The following is a 19,629-nucleotide window of genomic DNA, read 5'->3' on the forward strand; positions in this document are numbered from 1 at the left end:
GGTAAATTCAATCATTTTTCAATGAATCCTGGCCGGTGGCTTCGAGAACGGTTCGCCACAGCTTTCCGTTGGGCAATACATGCTTGCGTTTTCCGGCTGATAAGGCCATGGGCACATACACAAAACTGTTATTCCAATGACTGACAATAAGCTTTGTCTTGCCCGCCATAGCCGCATGAACCGCATCACGCCCTAAAAATCCGCAAAACACACTGTCGTTGGCATTTGCCGGCAGGCTCCGGATGATATAACTGGGATCAATATATTTGAGTGAAATATCAATGTGTTTATCTTTAAAATAGGAGGTGATTTTAGTTTTTAAAAAGAGTCCGATATCTTTTAATTTGATGTTTCCCGAAGCGTCACGCTCATCATCACTCTCCTCGATAAAATTCTGACCGGCCCCTTCCGCCACAACAATGACGGCATGTTTTCTAAGAGCCAGGCGTTTTTCAATGGCTTGCAGCAAACCGTTTTTCCCTTCGAGATCGATATCGATTTCCGGGATGAGCACAAAATTAACGTCCTGTTGCGCCAGAGTGGCGGTAGCCGCAATAAAGCCGGAATGCCTGCCCATGAGTTTGATCAGCCCGATTCCATTGGGATATCCCTGGGCCTCATTATGGGCGACCTTGATGGCATCAGTGGCCACATCCACTGCCGTATCAAAACCGAAAGATCTCGATACCATGTGTATATCATTGTCAATGGTTTTGGGTATGCCGACCACACTGATTTTGAGGTTTCTGCTGGTAATCGCATCGGCAATTTTAGATGCGGCCATCAGGGTTCCGTCACCGCCGATCAAAAAAAGAATGCCGATGTTCATCCTCTCCAGGCTGTCGACAATCTCGTCTATGGGCTGGGGGCCCCTGGAAGAGCCCAGGACCGATCCGCCCATGTCGAGAATATTGCACACAAAGTCAGGGGTCAGATCAATGACGTCGTGACCAAATTCCGCAATAAATCCCTGCAGACCGTAGCGGATGCCAAAAATATTGCGAACACCGTAACCGTAGTAAAGTTCGAGTACGATGGAACGGATGATGTCGTTCAGGCCGGGGCACAGGCCGCCGCAGGTCACCAGTGCACACTTGAGTTTGCTGGGGTCAAAATAAATCTTTTCCCGCGGGCCTGCCATTTCAAAGCATGGTATATCCTTTCCTTTTTTGATCATGCCCGTTATGTCGGACAGTTTTAAATTTACGATGATCCGGTCATCGTCCGAAACAAAATTTTTAGACTGTTTGCCCCGGTGACGTTTTTTTATCGGAGACGGTATTTTGGCCTCTCCGACTGTCGGTATCTTTGTGTCAATTGAGTAAAAATCCATAGCAGCCTCAAACGGTTACAATGTATCTAATGTTTAAAACCTGTAATTTATTTTGGTTTTCCTGCAGATTTGTCGATGAAAAGGGTCCGGGGAATCAAGGGGTCGAGAGTTTTTCTTCCTTATCCTTATATATTTCACTTGAACCCATGGCCCTTGAAACCCTGAATCCTTATGATCCCTTATGTTTTATTTTCCGTTGAATTTGAATTCGCCTTTGCCTAAAATGTCGTGCAGATGTATAATTCCGCAAATTTTACCGCTGTCATCCGTTACCGGAAGTACGGTAATCTGATAATTTTCCATTATGTTCAGTGCATCGTATGCAGGTGTGCTCGGGTGAGTGGTTTGCGGATTAATGGTCATGACATCTTCCACTGTTGAACCGGCAATGGTTGTATGACCTACGATGAAACGGCGAATGTCTCCATCAGTAATGATGCCGGCAAGGGTTTTATCCGTGCTTAAAACAAGTGCGGTTCCCAGTCTGAAGCGATCGACTATTTTTATCGCGTCTTCCATGGAAGCCCCTTTCCCCACCAGGGGAATCAAGTCTCCTGCTAACATGATGTCTCCTACCTTACTGGAAAGACGCTGACCGATGGCTCCGCCCGGGTGAATTTTTTTAAAATCACTGGTTTGAAAGTGTTTTTTATTAATCAGGACCACGGCAAGCGCATCCCCCATGGCAAGAAGAGCAGTGGTGCTAGACGTTGGCGCCAGGCCAAGAGGGCATGCTTCTTTATCTACTCCGACATCAATGATAATATCACTATTTTTTGCCAGGGTGGAATCCGTATTTCCGGTAAAAGCGATGACTTTGCATCCCACATTTTTGATGCTGGGGACAAGGATATTGAGTTCGTCGGTTTCACCGCTGTTTGACAGGGCAACAAACACATCCTCATGGCTGACCATTCCCAGGTCTCCATGCATGGCTTCCACAGGATGCAAAAAGATCGATCGTGTTCCGGTGGAGTTCAAGGTGGCCACAATCTTTCTCCCCACTATTCCGGATTTGCCTATTCCACCGACGATGAGACGTCCCTTGGACCGGCAAATCAGCTCGACCATTTCGCTAAAGTTTTCATCGATCCGATCGATCAGTTTTAATATCCCTTGTGCTTCTAGCTTAAGGACTTCGACTGCCTGTTCGATAATCATATATTTTCCTGTTTATTAAGAAAATTTGCTCGGGAAAAGGTAATTTCCAATTAATCAAAAATCGATTATGCCGGCGTCTATACGGTTGGGTATGGCTGCCAATAACCGGGTGCTATTGTCATCTGCTGGAAAATTGTCACAGCTGTTATCATCCGTTACTTTGACAATATTTTGATTAAAAAGCAAGTGCTGTTTTGCCGGCCAGGCAGGTTTATCGGATGAGCCAACCATATAAGGATCGGGTTGTATCTTACTGGAAAAAAAGTTTTCCGGCCATGTGTTGGATTTGGTTGCAAACGAAAAATAGGGGGTTGGTGACGGCATGTCCATTTTTAATAAATTATAGGAGCTGATTAAATAAAATGCCCCCAGCTCGAGGTCTCCATTGCCGCCGCCTTTTTCAATCAGTTCAAAATCGCTGCCCATGTCATGGTTTCTTCCGTTATAAGAGCAGACTTGAAAGGCATTCATCCCCACCCAGCCTTTGGTGAAATCAGAGCGCCTGGTTTGGTCAAAAGTGGTAAGAACGGCACCAATGAATGTTTGCAGCGCAAAACCGGCCCTGCCGAAATTCCGGTACTGGCTGTCTGACAAAGTATCGGAAGTGTGTATGGCAAGTCCGGAAGATGCTGAAGATTGCAAGTCCCAGTCCTTTCCCTGAGACTGAAGGTACAGGGCATGACCCAGCTCATGGACCAGGACCGAAGCCACGGCACCGGCGGTGACTTGCAGCCAGTTGCTTTGCTGAAAAGATTTGAGATTGATGCCAAAAAAATAAAACTCATAATCACTTTGGGCGGTGGCATTAACGGTAACTGTAAATATTATCCCTGCTATGAGGAATAGGGCGATCATGTTTTTTTTCATTATCTTTACCTATGCGTTTAAACCGGTTGACATGAAACAGGAGCCAGACGGCTTTCATATCTCGACAGCGAGACATCAAGTTTTGATTGCTGCTTTCATATTCAACTATCGGCATTTCATGAAAAAACTTTACCGATTTCTGGATGAACTAAAGCCGGGTATTTTTGAGTTTCCATAGACAGGTTGGCTTAGGTAGGTGGGAAAACCGGAATGCCGGAAGAATTTGGAGACAGGTTCAACCGTTATTTTAAACAAGCTAAAAAAAGCGAAATGATCATTATTTTTGAAGGGAAGATATCATTTTTCTTTGGGGCAATGTCTTTCGAGCCATCTCCACAGCGCGGTTTTCATTAACAATTCCGCCATATTTTAGTTTCGATTTCAGATGCTCATTTTTATCCACTGAAATTGCTATAATATCAATTATATCAACGGGATTTAGCCAAGGGTTTATAAAGCTGATTTTGGCTGCAATACGGGTGACCACCGGGGTTGCCTGTGATGCTCCCGTTTTTGCGCCCAGCCCGGCTTCCGGTTCCAGGGAGATGATATTTTCTCCTTTGGCTGCCACGTCCACAGAAGTTTTCCCATAGCCGGAAAAAGCGGAAAGTTTGCCGTTGTCGTCCACCGAGGCGACCACCAGCATGTTGGGATGGTTTAGTGCGGCCAGGGAAGTGGTTTGATCGATATCCAAAGGTTGATTTCCCGCTGCAACCACAAAAAGCATATCCGGATGGTTTTGGATGGCCTTATCCAGGTATTTGTATTCTTCTTTATCGTCAAAGGTGACACTTATATTGACAATGCGCGATCCTTTTTGATGGGCAAACTCGATGGCATCATAATCCTTTTTTGCGTTTTTCACCGGACGACGGACCGGAAGAATGGCGATGTCATCCGAGCCCTGGGTGACAATGCCCGCCACATGGGTTCCGTGATTCACCGACCCTAAAATACCCTGCTCAACATTATCATAATCATACGGCTGGTTGTCGTCTTCCTCAAAATCCCAGCCGATTGAAATATCCTGTAACATAGTTATGTGCTCAGCTATTTTTTTATTCAAAAGTGAAATTTTTTCAGTATGTTCTGAAATAGCTGACTTTTTTTTGAGCGCCTCTCTTTCCGCGGTGAGTCTGGCAATAAGGTCTTTTGCTTTTTGCATGGCAGGCCCCAATACATACATGTCAATTCTTGAAGGGCGGGGGATTTTATAAGCGATTTGAGGATGATTATAATCGACCCCGGAGTCTAAAATCGTCACCAGGGTTCTTTCTGAACGTCTGGCAACTTTAAGGATTTCGTTAACCGGGATTTGATTGCATTTGCATGAGGTATATATTTCTTCTAAAGGCATAACCCGGCGGTTGGCATAAACGGTCTTTATAAGATGACCCTTTTGATCGAAGGATTTTTGCCTCCACAGCAAATTCTGCTGGTTATATTCCCAGGTTTTTGCCCTGATCAAGTGGTGATGATCATCCAGCCATGCCTGGAAGAATATTATTTCTTCATTATTATAAGCCTGGATATATGTCCCGCCAGGGGTATTATGCTCAGTGTAGAAGGTTTCTATCTTCATCATTGATGGAAAAGATTCTGTAAATCCAATGGTTAATCTTTCCCAGTAACTGCCGTCAATTTCGGTATCATGTTTATAAAAGTCGATGTGTTTGACTTTTTTCCCGGTAATTTTTTCTATCCATGCTTTGGTTTTTTGTTTGTTTTTATGTGCCTTGGTTTGATGATGCAAAATCTTTTGACTCAGGTTGTAGTATTTGAACCACCCGGCGGAATTTTTCTTAAGGTTTTCTTCAGGACTGCCTTTCCAATGCATGACATCCGGCAAATAGGGGTGCGGTTTGCATGTATAACAAAAAGAAGAGTTCAACAAAAAGAAGGAAAAAAGTACCATTAATGGTAATGCTGTATTTAAACGGATTGCTGTATTTTCCATGGGCAAATATCAAATTTTTACCGCTTTTCATAAATAAGTTCTGAAATATGAAATGGCGGTAAATGGGGCGGCAAAAAATCGTTCACCTAACGGAACGGTTTTTGGAAAACCACCATAGAGACGTTATGGTCCTTTGCGCCCGGTTTTTTTATAAGGCATCCCTGTTTGTGACGGTTTTAAATTTATATTTCTTTTTGGTTAATATCGGCCAGTTTAATAAAAACATGAGGGATAATTGATGGGTCGGGGATTTTTTAATTGTCGCTTTGACCGTATCGCTTTAACGGGTTGAGAAATATAGGGTGTGAAACGCGGGTTGTCAGAGGGGTGGTCTAAAAAATAAGAGCGGGAAACCAGTCCCGCTCTTTTTTAAAGTTGTGAGCTTACGTGTTTTGCAAACAAAGTCTCACTTACAAACCAAAAGTTGATGTGGAAATAAAGCAGCCGCCACCACTACTTCCTCCACCGCCGCCACCGCCTCCTGAGGGTGGGCTTGAACTTGCAAATCCGGCTTGGGCGCCGGAAAAATGGTAGACCTGTATTTCGATAGCTGATGGACTTCCATTATTATGATCGACCCGGGAACCCGGGACCATCCAGCCTTCACCACCGGGTAGAACATCGCCGTTGGCATTGCAGGCCATTACCCAGTCTTCACCGTTGTAGTAGTAAACACTGAGACTGCTCACATCAGTATAGCCGGGGCAGGGGATAAACAGTCTCACAGGGGTATCGAACACGGTGGGCGGCTGGAGGTTCATGGGTACGGCCACAGAATTTGTGCCTGACAAATTAATGGCCGGGATCTCATCTAAAGGCCCGAAATAGGGGTCTACCGGCTCGCCGCTATCATAAAGGATCGTTGCACCTTCAAGATCTCCGCTGTCCACTTGGGTGCCTGCATCACGATCCGGATCCATTGGGTCAGAAGTAGCACTAGTGACCGGCAGGTTGGCCGGATCATGGGCTTCATTATGCTCAGTTAAAGTTTCGATATTAAAATTATAGTTGGCCGTGGTCATCGAAATCGCGTTTATGTCAGTGGCGTCAACTGTAATATTGACATCTGTATTCCAAGCGTAATCGCCAAAACCATCCAGAGACCTGTCATAAACCGCCCAGAGTGATGTGGCTTGGGTTGGGTCTCCTGAAAGAATAATCGTTCTGACAAAAGCGGAGCCAAGGTTTCTTGGATATTGAGGATTAATACCATCAGTAATATTAAAAATAATACTTGCCGTATCAGTCAGGTCGATTCCCTGAGCAGAACGGATCATAACGGCAAATGAACAATTATTCGGTACCCGTGTGGTGCTGGGGGCTATTCCGGCATTGTTCTGAGGCGTAGAGTCTGTTATGGCAACAGGAATTGAATTGGCATTACTGGGGTCTGTGCGACTTACATATTCCTCGTAGTTGGTGTAGCCGTCGCTGTCTAAATCACCTGTACGGTCATCAACCGTGGTGTTTAATCCGTATTCGGTTTCCCAGTCATCAGCCATACTGTCGTTCTCATTATCATTGATCCGTATAGGAGAATTGTCAACAGGGTTTCCTGCAAGGTCGGTGATACTGGCAGTTACGGTCAATGTATAGATCTCATATTCCGGAATCGGCGCCATGGATAAACGATAGGTACTTCCGCCTAGATGGGTTATATCATCATCCGTCGGACTGGAAGTGGCAAAATCAACGGAAGGACTGAAAGAATAATTGGTTTCTGCGGTGGCATTTTGCATGCCGGGTTCGTCATAGGCAACATCTATGGTGTTATTATTAAAATCAATACTGGGATATTCCACTATCGAGGGATTGTCGGTATCGGGGGCCTGTCCGCTAATTACCAAGGCGTAAGGTTGAGGGCCGTTGGGGACGTTATACCCGCTAACCCTTATGGTATATGTTCCGGCAGTCGCACTGCCTATGGTTAATCCTAAAACATTATTGACCCGGTCAAAGGAGGTTGAATGATCCGTTCCCCTGATATTGGCTCTTATGTATGTCATGTATCCGGTATCTACAGCCCAACCTGACCCGGGATCATGATAACTCCTTCCTGTGGAATCAGGGTAATCTTGCAAAAGCATTTGGCTCAAGTCATTTTTCTCTATGGCGATATAGAACTCTCCGCTGGTTACCATAACCCCTGTAATTCCAACTGTGATCCAGCCGGTCGGAACATAGGTTAAAGTTTTTCTAAAAAGTTCTGTTCCCGGCAGTCCGCCTGTTCCATTATCATCATAGACAACAACATCTACATCTGTAGACGTAGACGATGGGTTTAAAAAATAGAATGATGTTGATTCTATATTGGCTGGATATGCTGAGGGCAGGAATTTCACAGCAAGCCTATTATTATTGTAAGTATATTCATGATTACCGTCATCATAAGCAATTTGGCTAACCGTCGATTTCTGAGAGGCATTATCCGGGTAATGCACAGACATGGATGGATCTGTTACCTGTAAATCCAGATCGTTTACCAGCCCTCCTTGGGCAGTTGGTGAGCCCGGATAGTCTGTCCACACCAGATTGACTTTTATCGGAGACCCGGCGGCTGAAACGTCAACTGTATAATCATTATATCCACCTGTACTTAAACCGGTTGTTTCGTCATAATACAGGATATTAAAAGGAGACGAAGGATAGACTCCGTTTTCAATATTCAATCTTCCCCATCCTTCAACATTATTGGGCACCGGCGCAGCCGGGATTTCCCGGTAAATACCCGTTCCGTATTGTCCGGGAGAGATGTCTTCCGCACTGTTTAACAGGGCGGCTTTTATCAAGGCGGCAGAAGGGGTTGTATAACCCTGCACTTTGATTAGATACTCTCTCATCAGGGCTGATGCCCCTGCTGTAAGTGGGGTGGACATAGATGTTCCGCCCATCCATGTATAATAAGTATTATAAGCTCCCCATCCTGTTTGTGAAGTCGCTGATGACTTTGTAGATAATATGTTGGTGCCGGGCGCCACTAAATCCGGTTTATATCTTCCATCGATAACCGGTCCCCTTGAGCTGAAGGCCGCCATTCCAAGTGGGTCATCTGAGACATGATCGGAATTAATAGGATCAGCTGAATACTTGACAGCCCAAGAACCGGTTCCCCATGGAGTGTCGTAACCGGCACCGCTGGGTCTGTTTCCTTCCGATGCGCCGACAGTCAGGCAGTTTTTAGCTGTTGCCGGAGCACCGAGGGTGTTCAGATCAATCACTCCGTCTCCGTCCATATCAATTCCCTCGTTGCCTGCTGCAAAGAGGATGAGAAAGTCTTTATGGTCCCATGTATATTCGTCTACATCCTGTGAGTACGATGTATACATCCCAGCGGCACCTGAGCCCCAGCTGTTGGTATGCAGGTCCGCACCTGCGCTGTCGGACTGACTGAAAAGAGTATTCAGGTCGGATGGCAAACCCACCAGCGATCCTGAATCATTTCCTGTGGCCTGAAAAACAAGATTGGCCTTAGGCGCAATGCCTGCAAAGCAAGTTGGTGGAAAGGAATTTGAGGACGGATTGCTTCCGGAGTGTATCCCATTTCCCAGCACGGATCCCGCCACATGGGTTCCGTGCCCGGTATACGAATCCTGTGCGCCGTCTCCTGAAAGGTCAATGAGTTGAGTCACCCTTGTGCCACCAGCCCCATCTTCAAAATCGTCATGGAGGTTGGCAGGATTTGCCGATCCTTGATCCAGACCGCTGTCGCATACACCCACTGTCTGTCCTTCACCGTATAACCCATAGCTATCACGGGGGGTTCTGACGGTCATGATATCGGTCGATACATTGTTGAACAGCTTCCATTCAGGTACAGGCTCAACCCATTTAATACCTTGAATGAAAGGCAGATCTGAAATCCTGTTAACCGGCGCTTTGATTTTTAGGGTGGTTTTCCATTTGGTGGTAACGGTATCCAAAATCGTGCCCCCGAGAGCGGCGACCTGAGAATTGATTTTGCTTAGATCTTCACCGGGAAATACGGTAATGCGAAGTATCTCGTAGGAAATTTCACCCGCTTCCTGCTCTTGTTGCACCGTGAATGTTTTATTAAGGGCACCCTGACTGATTCTGTAAGAGGGTTGATATATTCCGAGCCAGCGGACGTGTGGAAGAGCTCGAACCGTTTGTTCCAGCTGTGAGTCCATCCTTATGATAAATGCGAATTCGGGTATATAATCGAAGAGTTCCGCACCGGTATCTTTTAGCGCTTCTTTCCATGAGTTATGGATGGGTCCGTCAAATTGTACGATATAATATCCGGTTTTACCCTCTTCATAAGCTTGGATGTGATTGATTCCTGCTTTCTGTTCGGGAAGCCTTGTTAAAGGATCAAAATGCGTGCGCCCCAGTCTTATTAAGATGGATTTGCTTTGAACAGATTCATTCTGACAGGATGTTTCATCTCCACCTGAGAAAGAAACATTTACGAAACAAAAGAGAAATACCAACAGAATTAAAAATAAACGACTGCTTTTTTTTATAACTTTATAGCTTTTCATCTGTACCCCCCCTTTTATCTATCTAACAAAAAAGCCGAATAATCTTCTTTCTAAGGCAAAACAGCTGTTTCACAAAGATCTTTGGTTTTCCTTTTCTGCTTCCCGGCATGTTTGATTTTATCAAACACGCTATAGTTAAATTTATAGAATCTATTTATTAGACTTGCAAGCAAAAATCGTGCAAACAAAGATATATAAATATAACTTCTAAACATTTCAGATGGTTACTTAAATTCAAATAAAAAATTAGTATAAGAATTCCAAACAATAATTAGTAAGTATTATGGTATCTTTTTCACATTTTGAAAAGCTTTACATAAGCCTGAACAAAGAAAGATTGTGATTTAAAAACCAGATTGATGAGTAAAAAATAAATAAAATAAATGAATAAAATAAAATAAATAAAAAAATGTTGACAGATCAGAGGTCAGAATTTATAAAGCCACCGGCAATAAAAATCGTTCATTAGTTAACTTAAATTCATTGATCGGGTTTGGCGGAGGTGAAAGTGATGAAGTTACCTGTCATGCGTTGATAAAAATGTATTTGGGCAGCCGCCAACCATGATCTGATCCGAATGTTCCCACACCAGCGGGTTAATTTAGACTTCCTATCCGAATATTGCACATAAACATGTGCACAACTGTTCAGCAGCAGCAGACCAAACCCAGAAAACACCCATCTATTCTACCATCCGGCTGTTGCACATAAAACTGTGCATGTTGCACATAAAACTGTGCATGTTTTTTATCCTGGGCAATAGCTGGTCCATCTTAACATAATAATATTATTAGAAATAATTAACATATGTCTAAACGAATTCTTTTGGCATAAGAGTTGCTATATTTATGTAAGTTTAATCATGCATTAAATTTATCATGTATAAAAAATAATCATTTTTTTATTTGTTCAATCAGCGATAGGTAATTGTACCCTAGCGATGGAGGCCGAGAGATGATGAAAAAATTCGCCGGATTAAAACTTGCAACGCGAATAGCTGTTATGGCTTTTGCATTGTTTTTCTCCACTGCTGTCATATGCACAGCGGCTGACGGTATTTTGCAGGTGACCATAGAAAAAGACGCCCAAAATCCCATAGAGGGGGTTACAGCATATCTGTTTAGCGAAAGCGGAACCTATCTTAACCAAAACCAGGTTACCGATTCAGTCGGAAAGGTGGCGTTCAATCTCTCTGAAGGATCATATAAAATTCGTGCCGATTATCTCGGCTACCAGTTTTGGAGCCAGGTATATTCAATTGACGGTGATATCTCCGAAACCTTCACCATCGCACACCAGGATGTTGCTATCACGGTTCAGGGCGAATACCAGGGTATGCAATCGCTTACCGATGTGCCGGTTTATCTTTTCACCGAACCAGGTACCTACCTAAGCCAGGTTCGAACCACCAATGCAAATGGCCAAGTATTCTTTAGCCTGCCCCAGCAATCCTACAAGGTCCGGGCCGACTATCTGGGCCGGCAGTTCTGGTCCGATCCCTTTACCTGGCAAAACACACCGGTCACCATACCCATGTCTGATGCTGAAATTACGGTTACCGGAGCCGGTCTTCCTTTGGAAGGGGTGAATGTATATGTTTTTTCATCCTCAGGTTCTTATCTTAGTATTTCGAATACAACGGGCAGCGACGGTAAAGTGACTTTCCGACTTCCTGCAGGTGCTTACAAGTTCCGAGCGGATTACCAGTCCAGCCAGTATTGGAGTAATGAAGAAATCCTTATCGCCGGTCAGGTCAATCCCATCAGTATTTCTACAGGCGGCGGCACATTGATCTTTACGGTGTTAAAATCGCCGGGAAACCCTCTTACCGGGGTGAATGGATACGTTTTTAGTCAATCAGGAACCTACCTGGGCATGACTGCCGTCACGGACTCAAACGGTCAGGTTGCCTTTAATCTTTCAGACGGCAGTTACAAAATCCGGGTGGACTACCTGGGCTACCAGTTCTGGAGCCCGGTGTATTCAATTGATGGTAATATCTCCGAAACCTTCACCATCGCACACCAGGATGTCACCCTCACGGTTCAGGGCGAGTACCAGGGCATGCAGCCTCTGTCCGGTGTACCGGTTTATCTTTTTACCGAATCAGGCGCCTACCTGAACCAGGTTCGAACCGCCAATGAAAATGGTCAGGTATTCTTTAACCTGCCTGAACAATCCTACAAGGTCCGGGCCGACTATCTGGGCCGGCAGTTCTGGTCCGATCCCTTTATCTGGCAAAACACACCGGTCACCGTACCCATGGCTGATGCCGAAATTACGGTTACCGGAGCCGGTCTTCCTTTGGAAGGGGTGAATGTATATGTTTTTTCATCCTCAGGCAATTATCTTAGTATTACGAATACAACGGGCAGCGACGGTAAAGTGACTTTCAGACTTCCTGCAGGTGCTTATAAGTTCAGAGCGGATTACCAGTCCAGCCAGTACTGGACCAATGAAGAAACCCTTATCGCCGGCCAGGTCAATCCTATCAGTATTTCTAGCGGCGGCGGCATATTGACATTTACTGCCTTAAAATCACCGGGAAACCCACTTTCCGGGGTGAATGGTTATGTATTCAGCGAAGCAGGCACCTACCTAGGCATGACTGCCACCACGGATTCAAATGGCCAGGTTGCCTTTAATCTTTCAGACGGCAATTACAAAATCCGAGTGGACTACATGGGTTACCAGTTCTGGAGCCCGGTGTATTCAGTTACCGGCGACATGTCTGAAACCTTCACCATCGCACACCAGGATGTGATCCTCACGGTTCAGGGTGAGTACCAAGGAATGCAGCCCCTGGCCGATCTACCGGTTTATCTTTTCACCGAATCAGGCGCCTACCAGAGCCAAAGCCAGACAACCGACGGCAATGGTCAGGTTGTATTTAACCTGCCCCAGCAATCCTACAAGGTACGGGCCGACTATTTGGGCCGGCAATTCTGGTCCGATCCCTTTACCTGGCAAAACACACAGGTCACCATTGACGAGGGTATCGCCGAGATTCACATTACCCGGTCCGGATCAGACGTAAGCGGTGCCAGGGTCTATCTGTTCAGCGAAACCGGAAGCTATCTGAGCAGGTTTGAAACAACGGACGCTACCGGTAAGGTTCAATTTCTCCTTCCCAACCGCACCTATAAATTCCGGGCGGATGAAGGAAGCGATCAAACCTGGAGTTCCGATATTCTTATTGCAGCAGGTACGGTCAACAACGTTAGCATCGATTTTTCTCCCGTTAGCGTGACCATCGATGCAGACCCGGAGAGCATTCATACGGGCCAAAGCTCCACTTTGACATGGAGCTCCACCAATGCCGATAGTGCGACCATCGATCAGGGCATCGGTACTGTTCCAGTAAGTGGGTCGACAGCTGTCTCACCCACTGAAACCACCACCTATACCATTACAGTGACAGGCACTCAGGGTTCGGCTGTAGCAAGCACGACGGTTACCGTTACCAATAACCCACCAATAGCTGTAGACGATTTAGCATCTACAGATGAAGATACGCCCATTACCGCCATTGAAGTGCTGGTCAACGACAGCGATCCGGATGACGATACGATCAGCATCAGCGATTTTACCCAGCCGTCTCACGGAACGACCGGCAGCAACGGCGATGGAACGCTGACTTACACTCCGGATGCGGACTATAACGGCAGTGACAGTTTTACCTATACCATCACCGACGGCACGGCCGAATCGGCTCCAGCCACAGTAAACGTCACCATTAACCCTGTTAATGATCCGCCTGTGGCCAATGCCGGTACGGATCAAAGCGTAAACACAGGTGACACGGTTAACCTGGATGGCACCTTATCCTCAGATGTGGATGGCAACAACCTGAACTACCAATGGTCGTTTGTCACACTACCCTCCGGAAGCAGTGCCGCTCTTTCGGATCCTGCCGCAGCCAATCCAACCTTTACAGCCGATGTTGCCGGCACCTATGAATTGCAGCTTGTGGTCAACGACGGAACGGTGGATAGCCCGCCGGACATGGTAACGATTACCGCTACAGATGTAATCCTTTATCCTCCGACGATATCGATCATCGAGCCAGACGGAGTGGGCGATGTGGCCCATACTGCATTTACCGTTCGCTGGAACGACGCTGATCCTGATACGAACGCTTCCATTGCTTTATACTATGATACGAATAGCAGTGGTGCAGACGGTACCCTGATCGTTGGCGGATTGAGCGAAAATCCGGATTCCGCCGCAGACGATTCCTATGTATGGAATACCGGAGGACTGCCTGATGCCTCATACTATATTTATGCGGTCATTGATGATGGTGTGCATGATCCTGTAGTGAACTACAGCAGCGGTGTAGTCACCATCGATCATACTTATCCTGCTGTAACGGAAGAGAAACAGACTGCAGGCGATTTATCAAGAAGTGAACACGCCGTTGCGATTGACGGCGATAGCGCAATAGCAGCCAAAATTGGGGCTGTGTCTTTTTACCAGCGCAGTGGCACCGAGTGGATCGAACAGTCCGAGTTTACTTCTGCTGAATTGGGCATAGATACAATATCTATTCAGGCCGATATTGATGGCGAAATTTTTGTCTGTAATGAACCGGCTATCCCTAGCGGTCAGGTAATCGAATTAAATACAAATCCGATAGCCAACTTTTTCAATCTACGTATCGGACATAACCTTAGTGATGGCGATATCCTTATTACTTCCATTGAATTGTTTATGAACGACACTTGGATATTGAAAAATTCAGATATTGATTGGGATGGGTATGATATTTATTATCAACCTGAGGAAGGTTGGGTCATTCCGGCAGATTCCTTTTTTGGCGCTGATTTGGTAAGTCGTTTTGGGTGGGGTCCCGGAAATATGGCGACAAAAATGCGGATTACCTTTGAAAAGCGGGGAACTTCTATGAGCGATTTTGATACATCGGTGGCCATCAGTGGTGATTTTGCCGTTATGGGCATGCCTTTTTACGGGTTTGTCAGCCCGGTACTCAGTCCAGGGTGTGCCTTTGTATTCAAGCGTGAAGGCGCAACCTGGGTGTTTCACTCCAAACTGACACCGATTGATGAACCGGAAAATGGCTATTTCGGTCATTCGGTGGCCATAGACGGTAACACTATTGCTGTAGGTGGTCCTGAAACAGGTGATAGCTATACCGGTGCGGTTTATATATTCAAATTTAACGGGGCATACTGGGCCCAAGAGGCGAAACTGTTTGCCTCTGACGCTGCTTCCGGGAGTAGTTTTGGTTGTAGTGTTGGCCTCAGTAGTGATTCTCTCATTGTCGGAGCATGTCAGGCAATGTATGACGGTATTCAGTCCGGCGCCGCATATGTGTTTGCCTTTGATGGCAACAATTGGGTCGAACAGGCCAAACTGGGCCCCGATTCTCCATCGAGCACTTCCTATTTCGGAGGGTCGGTTGATATCGACGGCGATACGGTTCTTATCGGATCTAAAAATGCAACCAACGGAGGCGTGCATAGCGGTCTGGCATACGTATTCAACCGAAACGGTTCGACTTGGTCACAACAGGCGTTGCTAACTTCCGGTGATGCTGCCGAAGGCGATACCTTTGGACAATCGGTATCCGTTTCCGGCGATCATGCGATCATTGGTGCACCTAAAGCTTACAACGGTGGTTTCCAATGGGGTGCTGCCTATCTATTTAAGCGAAATGGCGTCTTTTGGGAAGAACTTGCCAAACTGGTTCCGACAGATACAACCGAATACATATCTTTCGCTCATGCCGTATCAATTGATGGGGATACGACCATGGTGGGCAGGCTCAAGTTCGAGGAACTGGAAGACGAAGGCTCTGTATATTTCTATACCATTCCTGCCGTTTCCGTAAAACTGGCTGCCGAACCCGAATCATCCCCAGATGGTCAATTTACTCTGACTTGGGAGTCTGAAAATGCTGATACTTGTGTCATTGAACCGGGAGTCGGTACGGTTGCCGCAAATGGTTCAACACCGGTCACTGTCACCGACACCACCACCTTTACCATTACGGCTACCGGTATTTATGGCACAGCAACGGATGAAGTCACCGTGCGGGTGGGTGTACCGCAACCAACGGTGAGTATCAGCTCCGACCAGACAGATATTGCTGCCGGTGAGACTGTTAACCTATCATGGACATCCACCGGTGCTGCATCCGTAAGTATTGAGCCCGGCATCGGGAATGTGGCGTTAAACGGTGGAACTACCGTATCTCCTGTAAACACCACCACATACACTATTACTGCCTCCGGCCCAGGTGGGCTTGCCGCTGACACTGTAGCAATAAATGTAGTTCCGAAGCCCTCAGTGGCACTCACGACAGATCCATATTCTATTTACATCGGTGAATCCATAATGCTCTATTGGGATACGGATTACGCAGATTCAGCCACTATTGATCAAGGAATCGGTAGTGTGAACCTATCCGGTTCCATGACGATTTATCCGACCGAGTCCACCACATATACCCTGACTGCCATCGGCCCGGGTGGAACATCTTCCGTAAGCACCTATGTAACGGTACAGTGCCCACCACCAGGTGTCACTTTAACCGCTGACCCGGAGACGATTTACGAGGGAGAATCCTCAACGCTGACCTGGAACACCACCTATACCGATTCGGTCACCATAGAGCCGGATGTTGGAAGTGTCGGCTTAAATGGCAACACCTTGGTGTCACCTACAGTGACCACTGACTATACATTGACGGCCGCCGGTCCATGTGGATCCACCCAGCGCAGTGTGACCATCACGGTTCGAAAACCGCCGGGGATTTATTATGAATACGATGCATTGGGAAGAATCATAAAAATTATACGTATACCTAAACAAATTTTAGAATAAACAGGTATGCGGATTAGTGGTATTTATACAGCGTTCGGTAAACATTTTTTAGGAGATATCTAAAATGTGCATTTATAAACACAGTATCTGGAAACATCTGGTGGTGATCGGAGTTTTGTCGGTAACGCTCCTAGGATCTTCTTTCATTGCACAGGCAGAAGAAACAGATTATGACCCGGATCTAAATCCACAACTAATTCAACCCGGCTTTTTAACCAAAAGTATCAATATCTCCAATTCGGGGACTGCGGCGTTCAACATACCTATCGAAGTCCCACCGGGCAGAGGGGGTATCGCAGTACCCAGCCTTTCGTTACAATATGTCAGCAACGGTTCAAACGGCTGGATCGGGGTTGGCTGGAATCTGGATGTTGGTTCCATCCAGCGAAACACCAAATACGGTTTGGACTACAGCGGCAGCGATTTTGTGGTGAATGGCTCAACCGAGCTGGTTTCTCGAACAGACTGGGGCACTGGCTATTTTGGTGCTAAAATAGAAGAAGCCTTCACCAGATATGAATTCATCTCTGCTGAATCCGGCTGGATAGCCACCCATAAGGACGGCACCCGCTACTATTACGGCAGAAATGCCGATTCCAGACAGGAAAATGCCAATGGCGTATTCAAATGGTGCCTGGATCAAATTGAGGACACCAACGACAATACCCTGTCCGTCGAGTATGTCAAAGATCAGGGCCAGATATACCCAGGCCGTATAAACTATACCGATGATTTAAACTATGTCATCTTTGCCCTTGAAGACCGTCCGGATATCACAGTCAGCTATAACACACACAGCGAGGTAAAAACCGCCAAAAGACTGACCGGTATCAGTGTTTACGGCCACAATCAACCGGCTCGGGAGTATGTGATGCAATACGAAATCGGGTCCTCCAGTGCGCGCTCCCGATTAAACCAGATCAATGTGGATCCGCTGCCGCCGATAACCATAACATATCAGGAGGGCGGTAACGGTCTTTATGATGTTGATAATTACCATGCAGAAATGAATACGTCCGGTATTTCCGCCCCCAATGTAACCTTTTTTGCCGATGTGAACGGCGATTCACGATCGGATTTGATCAAATGCGATTTAGGTAACATTTACACTTACCTGGGACAAAACGACGGCAGTTTTTCTGTTGCTAATATTACAAGTGGAGTTTACATCCTTGCACTGGCAGGCTACCTGCAAACAGGTGATGTGAATGGAGACGGCTTGGTCGATCTAATAACGCGCAGCCAAACAATATTTTATAGATATCACACCTTCCTGGCAAATCCAAACCGGGATGGAACTTTTATATATGTGGGGCATAGCGATACCTCATATAGTATGAACATCGATCGGGAAATGTTAGCCGATTTAAATCGAGACGGCAGAGCCGACTTAATCAAGTTTATCTCTGGCAGCGTTATCGTTCATTTCGCAAGATCCGATGGATCCGGGCTGTTTGAACAAACTCCAATACAATCGTTGAATTTTTTATCCAGTAGCAGGACATCGATGGGAGATGTAAATGGGGATGGACTTCCGGATCTCATAAGTCCTTTTTTAGGTGGTGGGCCCGGAGTAAGGGTTCATTTTGCCAATGAAGACGGCACATTTCAAGGAAACGGAATCATCACCTATGTGCCGGAAAATCCGTTTTCCTTATTCCAAAGTGCTGTGGACATCAACGCCGACGGGCTTACCGACCTCATTACATACTCTGATACGGAGTCTCTTACAACATTGTATCAAAACGTGCATGTATATCTTTCAACAGGCGATGGCACCTTCGATACGCCCGTACAAACTACAGTAGTTCGTCACGATGAATTATACGGCGCGTTCTTTTTCTCTGATGTCAATGGCGACGGTTATCCGGATTTAATCCATCGCGATCGCGGTAATCAAGATGTTTTTACTTACGACTATTTTCTGAACATCTTTTTAGGAAATGGAGACGGTACCTTTTCTAATAGTGCCACCACTATTCAATGGGAACTCGGCAACGCGAATATGGAATGCATCTTCTTTGCGGATATAAACGGCGATGGTAAAGACGATTTTATCTCGCAAGATAATAGTGATTTTTACAGCTACTTTGCTGCCGGGAGTCCTCCGGACCTGCTCACCAGTAAAACAGACAGTTACGGTGCCATAACCACCGTTGAATATACACCTTCTTCCAATTTTTTGAACTATGGACTGCCCTATGTGGTTCAAACGGTTTCTTCGGTTGAGGTGGATGATGGGCTGGGGACGGTTTCCACCACCACTTACAGTTATAACGAAGGATATTACGATGTGGTGGAGCGCGAATACAGGGGATTTCATCAGGTGTCGCAGACCAATCCGGATTCAACACAGGCTTTTACCTACTATCATGTTTTGGACGATGTTAAAAAAGGCAAAAAATATCGTGCAGAATCGAAAGATCCTTCTGATAATTTAATGATCTTGTTGAACTATGATTGGGGTGTTCATCCCTTTGGTGAGACCGACGGCCATGCTGACTTCGTCAAATTGATTGCACAGGACGCAATATATCACGACAGCCCCACTGCTTGGGTAGGATGGCATGCCGACCTGGTCTATGATGATGACAACGGCAACTTGCTTTCCAAGTCCTATTTGGGTGATGCAGCAGAAAGCATCACACTATCTTATTCCTACGCCAACTATGGAGATTGGAACTGGCGCAGAACGCTTCAGACTCTGGTGGGCAGTGCCAGCGGCAAAGTTCGGGAAACAGCGTATGAATACTTTACCGGCACCGGCAATCTGATGTGGAAAGAGCCCTGGCTGTCCGACGGCTCCCATCCAACCCGGATAAACTATACCTATGACGGTTACGGCAATGTACAGGCCGTCACCGATGCCCGGGGCAATGTCACCACCACCGAATACGAAAGCGTTTTGCACGCCCATCCGTCCAGGGTCATCTCTCCCAGCACCGGAGGCACCAGCCACG

General features: G+C 46.2%; 8 protein-coding genes. 2 read left to right on the plus strand and 6 right to left on the minus strand.

The annotated features are described in order from the left end of the window. Positions 1–7: 7 nt before the first annotated feature. The 6 genes from SWH54_18610 to SWH54_18635 all read right to left on the minus strand — a co-directional run bounded on the left by SWH54_18610 (position 8) and on the right by SWH54_18635 (position 9,820). Complete coding sequence (locus SWH54_18610) at positions 8–1,333, minus strand: ATP-dependent 6-phosphofructokinase (protein MDY6793285.1); 1,326 nt, start codon at positions 1,331–1,333, stop codon at positions 8–10. A gap of 186 nt (positions 1,334–1,519) precedes the next feature. Further along, positions 1,520–2,494 (minus strand): KpsF/GutQ family sugar-phosphate isomerase, encoded by a 975-nt coding sequence (locus SWH54_18615; GenBank protein ID MDY6793286.1) that lies wholly within the window; start codon positions 2,492–2,494, stop codon positions 1,520–1,522. Positions 2,495–2,548: 54 nt separating this feature from the next. After that, a complete protein-coding gene (locus SWH54_18620; protein MDY6793287.1) occupies positions 2,549–3,361 on the minus strand; it encodes a hypothetical protein in 813 nt (270 codons plus the stop codon). 277 nt (positions 3,362–3,638) lie between these two features. Beyond that, a complete protein-coding gene (locus SWH54_18625; GenBank protein MDY6793288.1) occupies positions 3,639–5,198 on the minus strand; it encodes a S8 family serine peptidase in 1,560 nt (519 codons plus the stop codon). After that, positions 5,176–5,349, minus strand: a complete 174-nt coding sequence (locus tag SWH54_18630; protein ID MDY6793289.1) for a hypothetical protein — start codon at positions 5,347–5,349, stop codon at positions 5,176–5,178. Before SWH54_18630 ends, SWH54_18625 begins: the two co-directional genes overlap by 23 nt. A 379-nt stretch (positions 5,350–5,728) precedes the next feature. Further along, on the minus strand, positions 5,729–9,820 hold the full coding sequence (locus SWH54_18635) for a S8 family serine peptidase (protein MDY6793290.1): 4,092 nt from the start codon (positions 9,818–9,820) through the stop codon (positions 5,729–5,731). 954 nt (positions 9,821–10,774) lie between these two features. Here SWH54_18635 and SWH54_18640 point away from each other — a divergent pair. Together SWH54_18640 and SWH54_18645 are read left to right on the plus strand one after the other, a co-directional pair. Further along, positions 10,775–16,669 (plus strand): Ig-like domain-containing protein, encoded by a 5,895-nt coding sequence (locus tag SWH54_18640; GenBank protein ID MDY6793291.1) that lies wholly within the window; start codon positions 10,775–10,777, stop codon positions 16,667–16,669. A gap of 64 nt (positions 16,670–16,733) precedes the next feature. Continuing rightward, positions 16,734–19,629, plus strand: a 2,896-nt coding sequence (locus SWH54_18645; protein ID MDY6793292.1) for an FG-GAP-like repeat-containing protein, incomplete at its 3' end; no start/stop codon positions are given.

The organism is Thermodesulfobacteriota bacterium (assembly GCA_034189135.1).
Classification (GTDB): domain Bacteria; phylum Desulfobacterota; class Desulfobacteria; order Desulfobacterales; family JAUWMJ01; genus JAUWMJ01.

Excerpts from the sequence above, each read along its gene's own strand:
- SWH54_18625 (MDY6793288.1), bottom strand. The coding sequence starts at position 5,198 with ATGCATTGGAAAGGCAGTCCTGAAGAAAACCTTAAGAAAAATTCCGCC.
- SWH54_18640 (MDY6793291.1), top strand. The coding sequence starts at position 10,775 with ATGATGAAAAAATTCGCCGGATTAAAACTTGCAACGCGAATAGCTGTT.
- SWH54_18630 (MDY6793289.1), bottom strand. The coding sequence starts at position 5,349 with ATGAAAAGCGGTAAAAATTTGATATTTGCCCATGGAAAATACAGCAAT.
- SWH54_18620 (MDY6793287.1), bottom strand. The coding sequence starts at position 3,361 with ATGAAAAAAAACATGATCGCCCTATTCCTCATAGCAGGGATAATATTT.
- SWH54_18610 (MDY6793285.1), bottom strand. The coding sequence starts at position 1,333 with ATGGATTTTTACTCAATTGACACAAAGATACCGACAGTCGGAGAGGCC.
- SWH54_18635 (MDY6793290.1), bottom strand. The coding sequence starts at position 9,820 with ATGAAAAGCTATAAAGTTATAAAAAAAAGCAGTCGTTTATTTTTAATT.
- SWH54_18615 (MDY6793286.1), bottom strand. The coding sequence starts at position 2,494 with ATGATTATCGAACAGGCAGTCGAAGTCCTTAAGCTAGAAGCACAAGGG.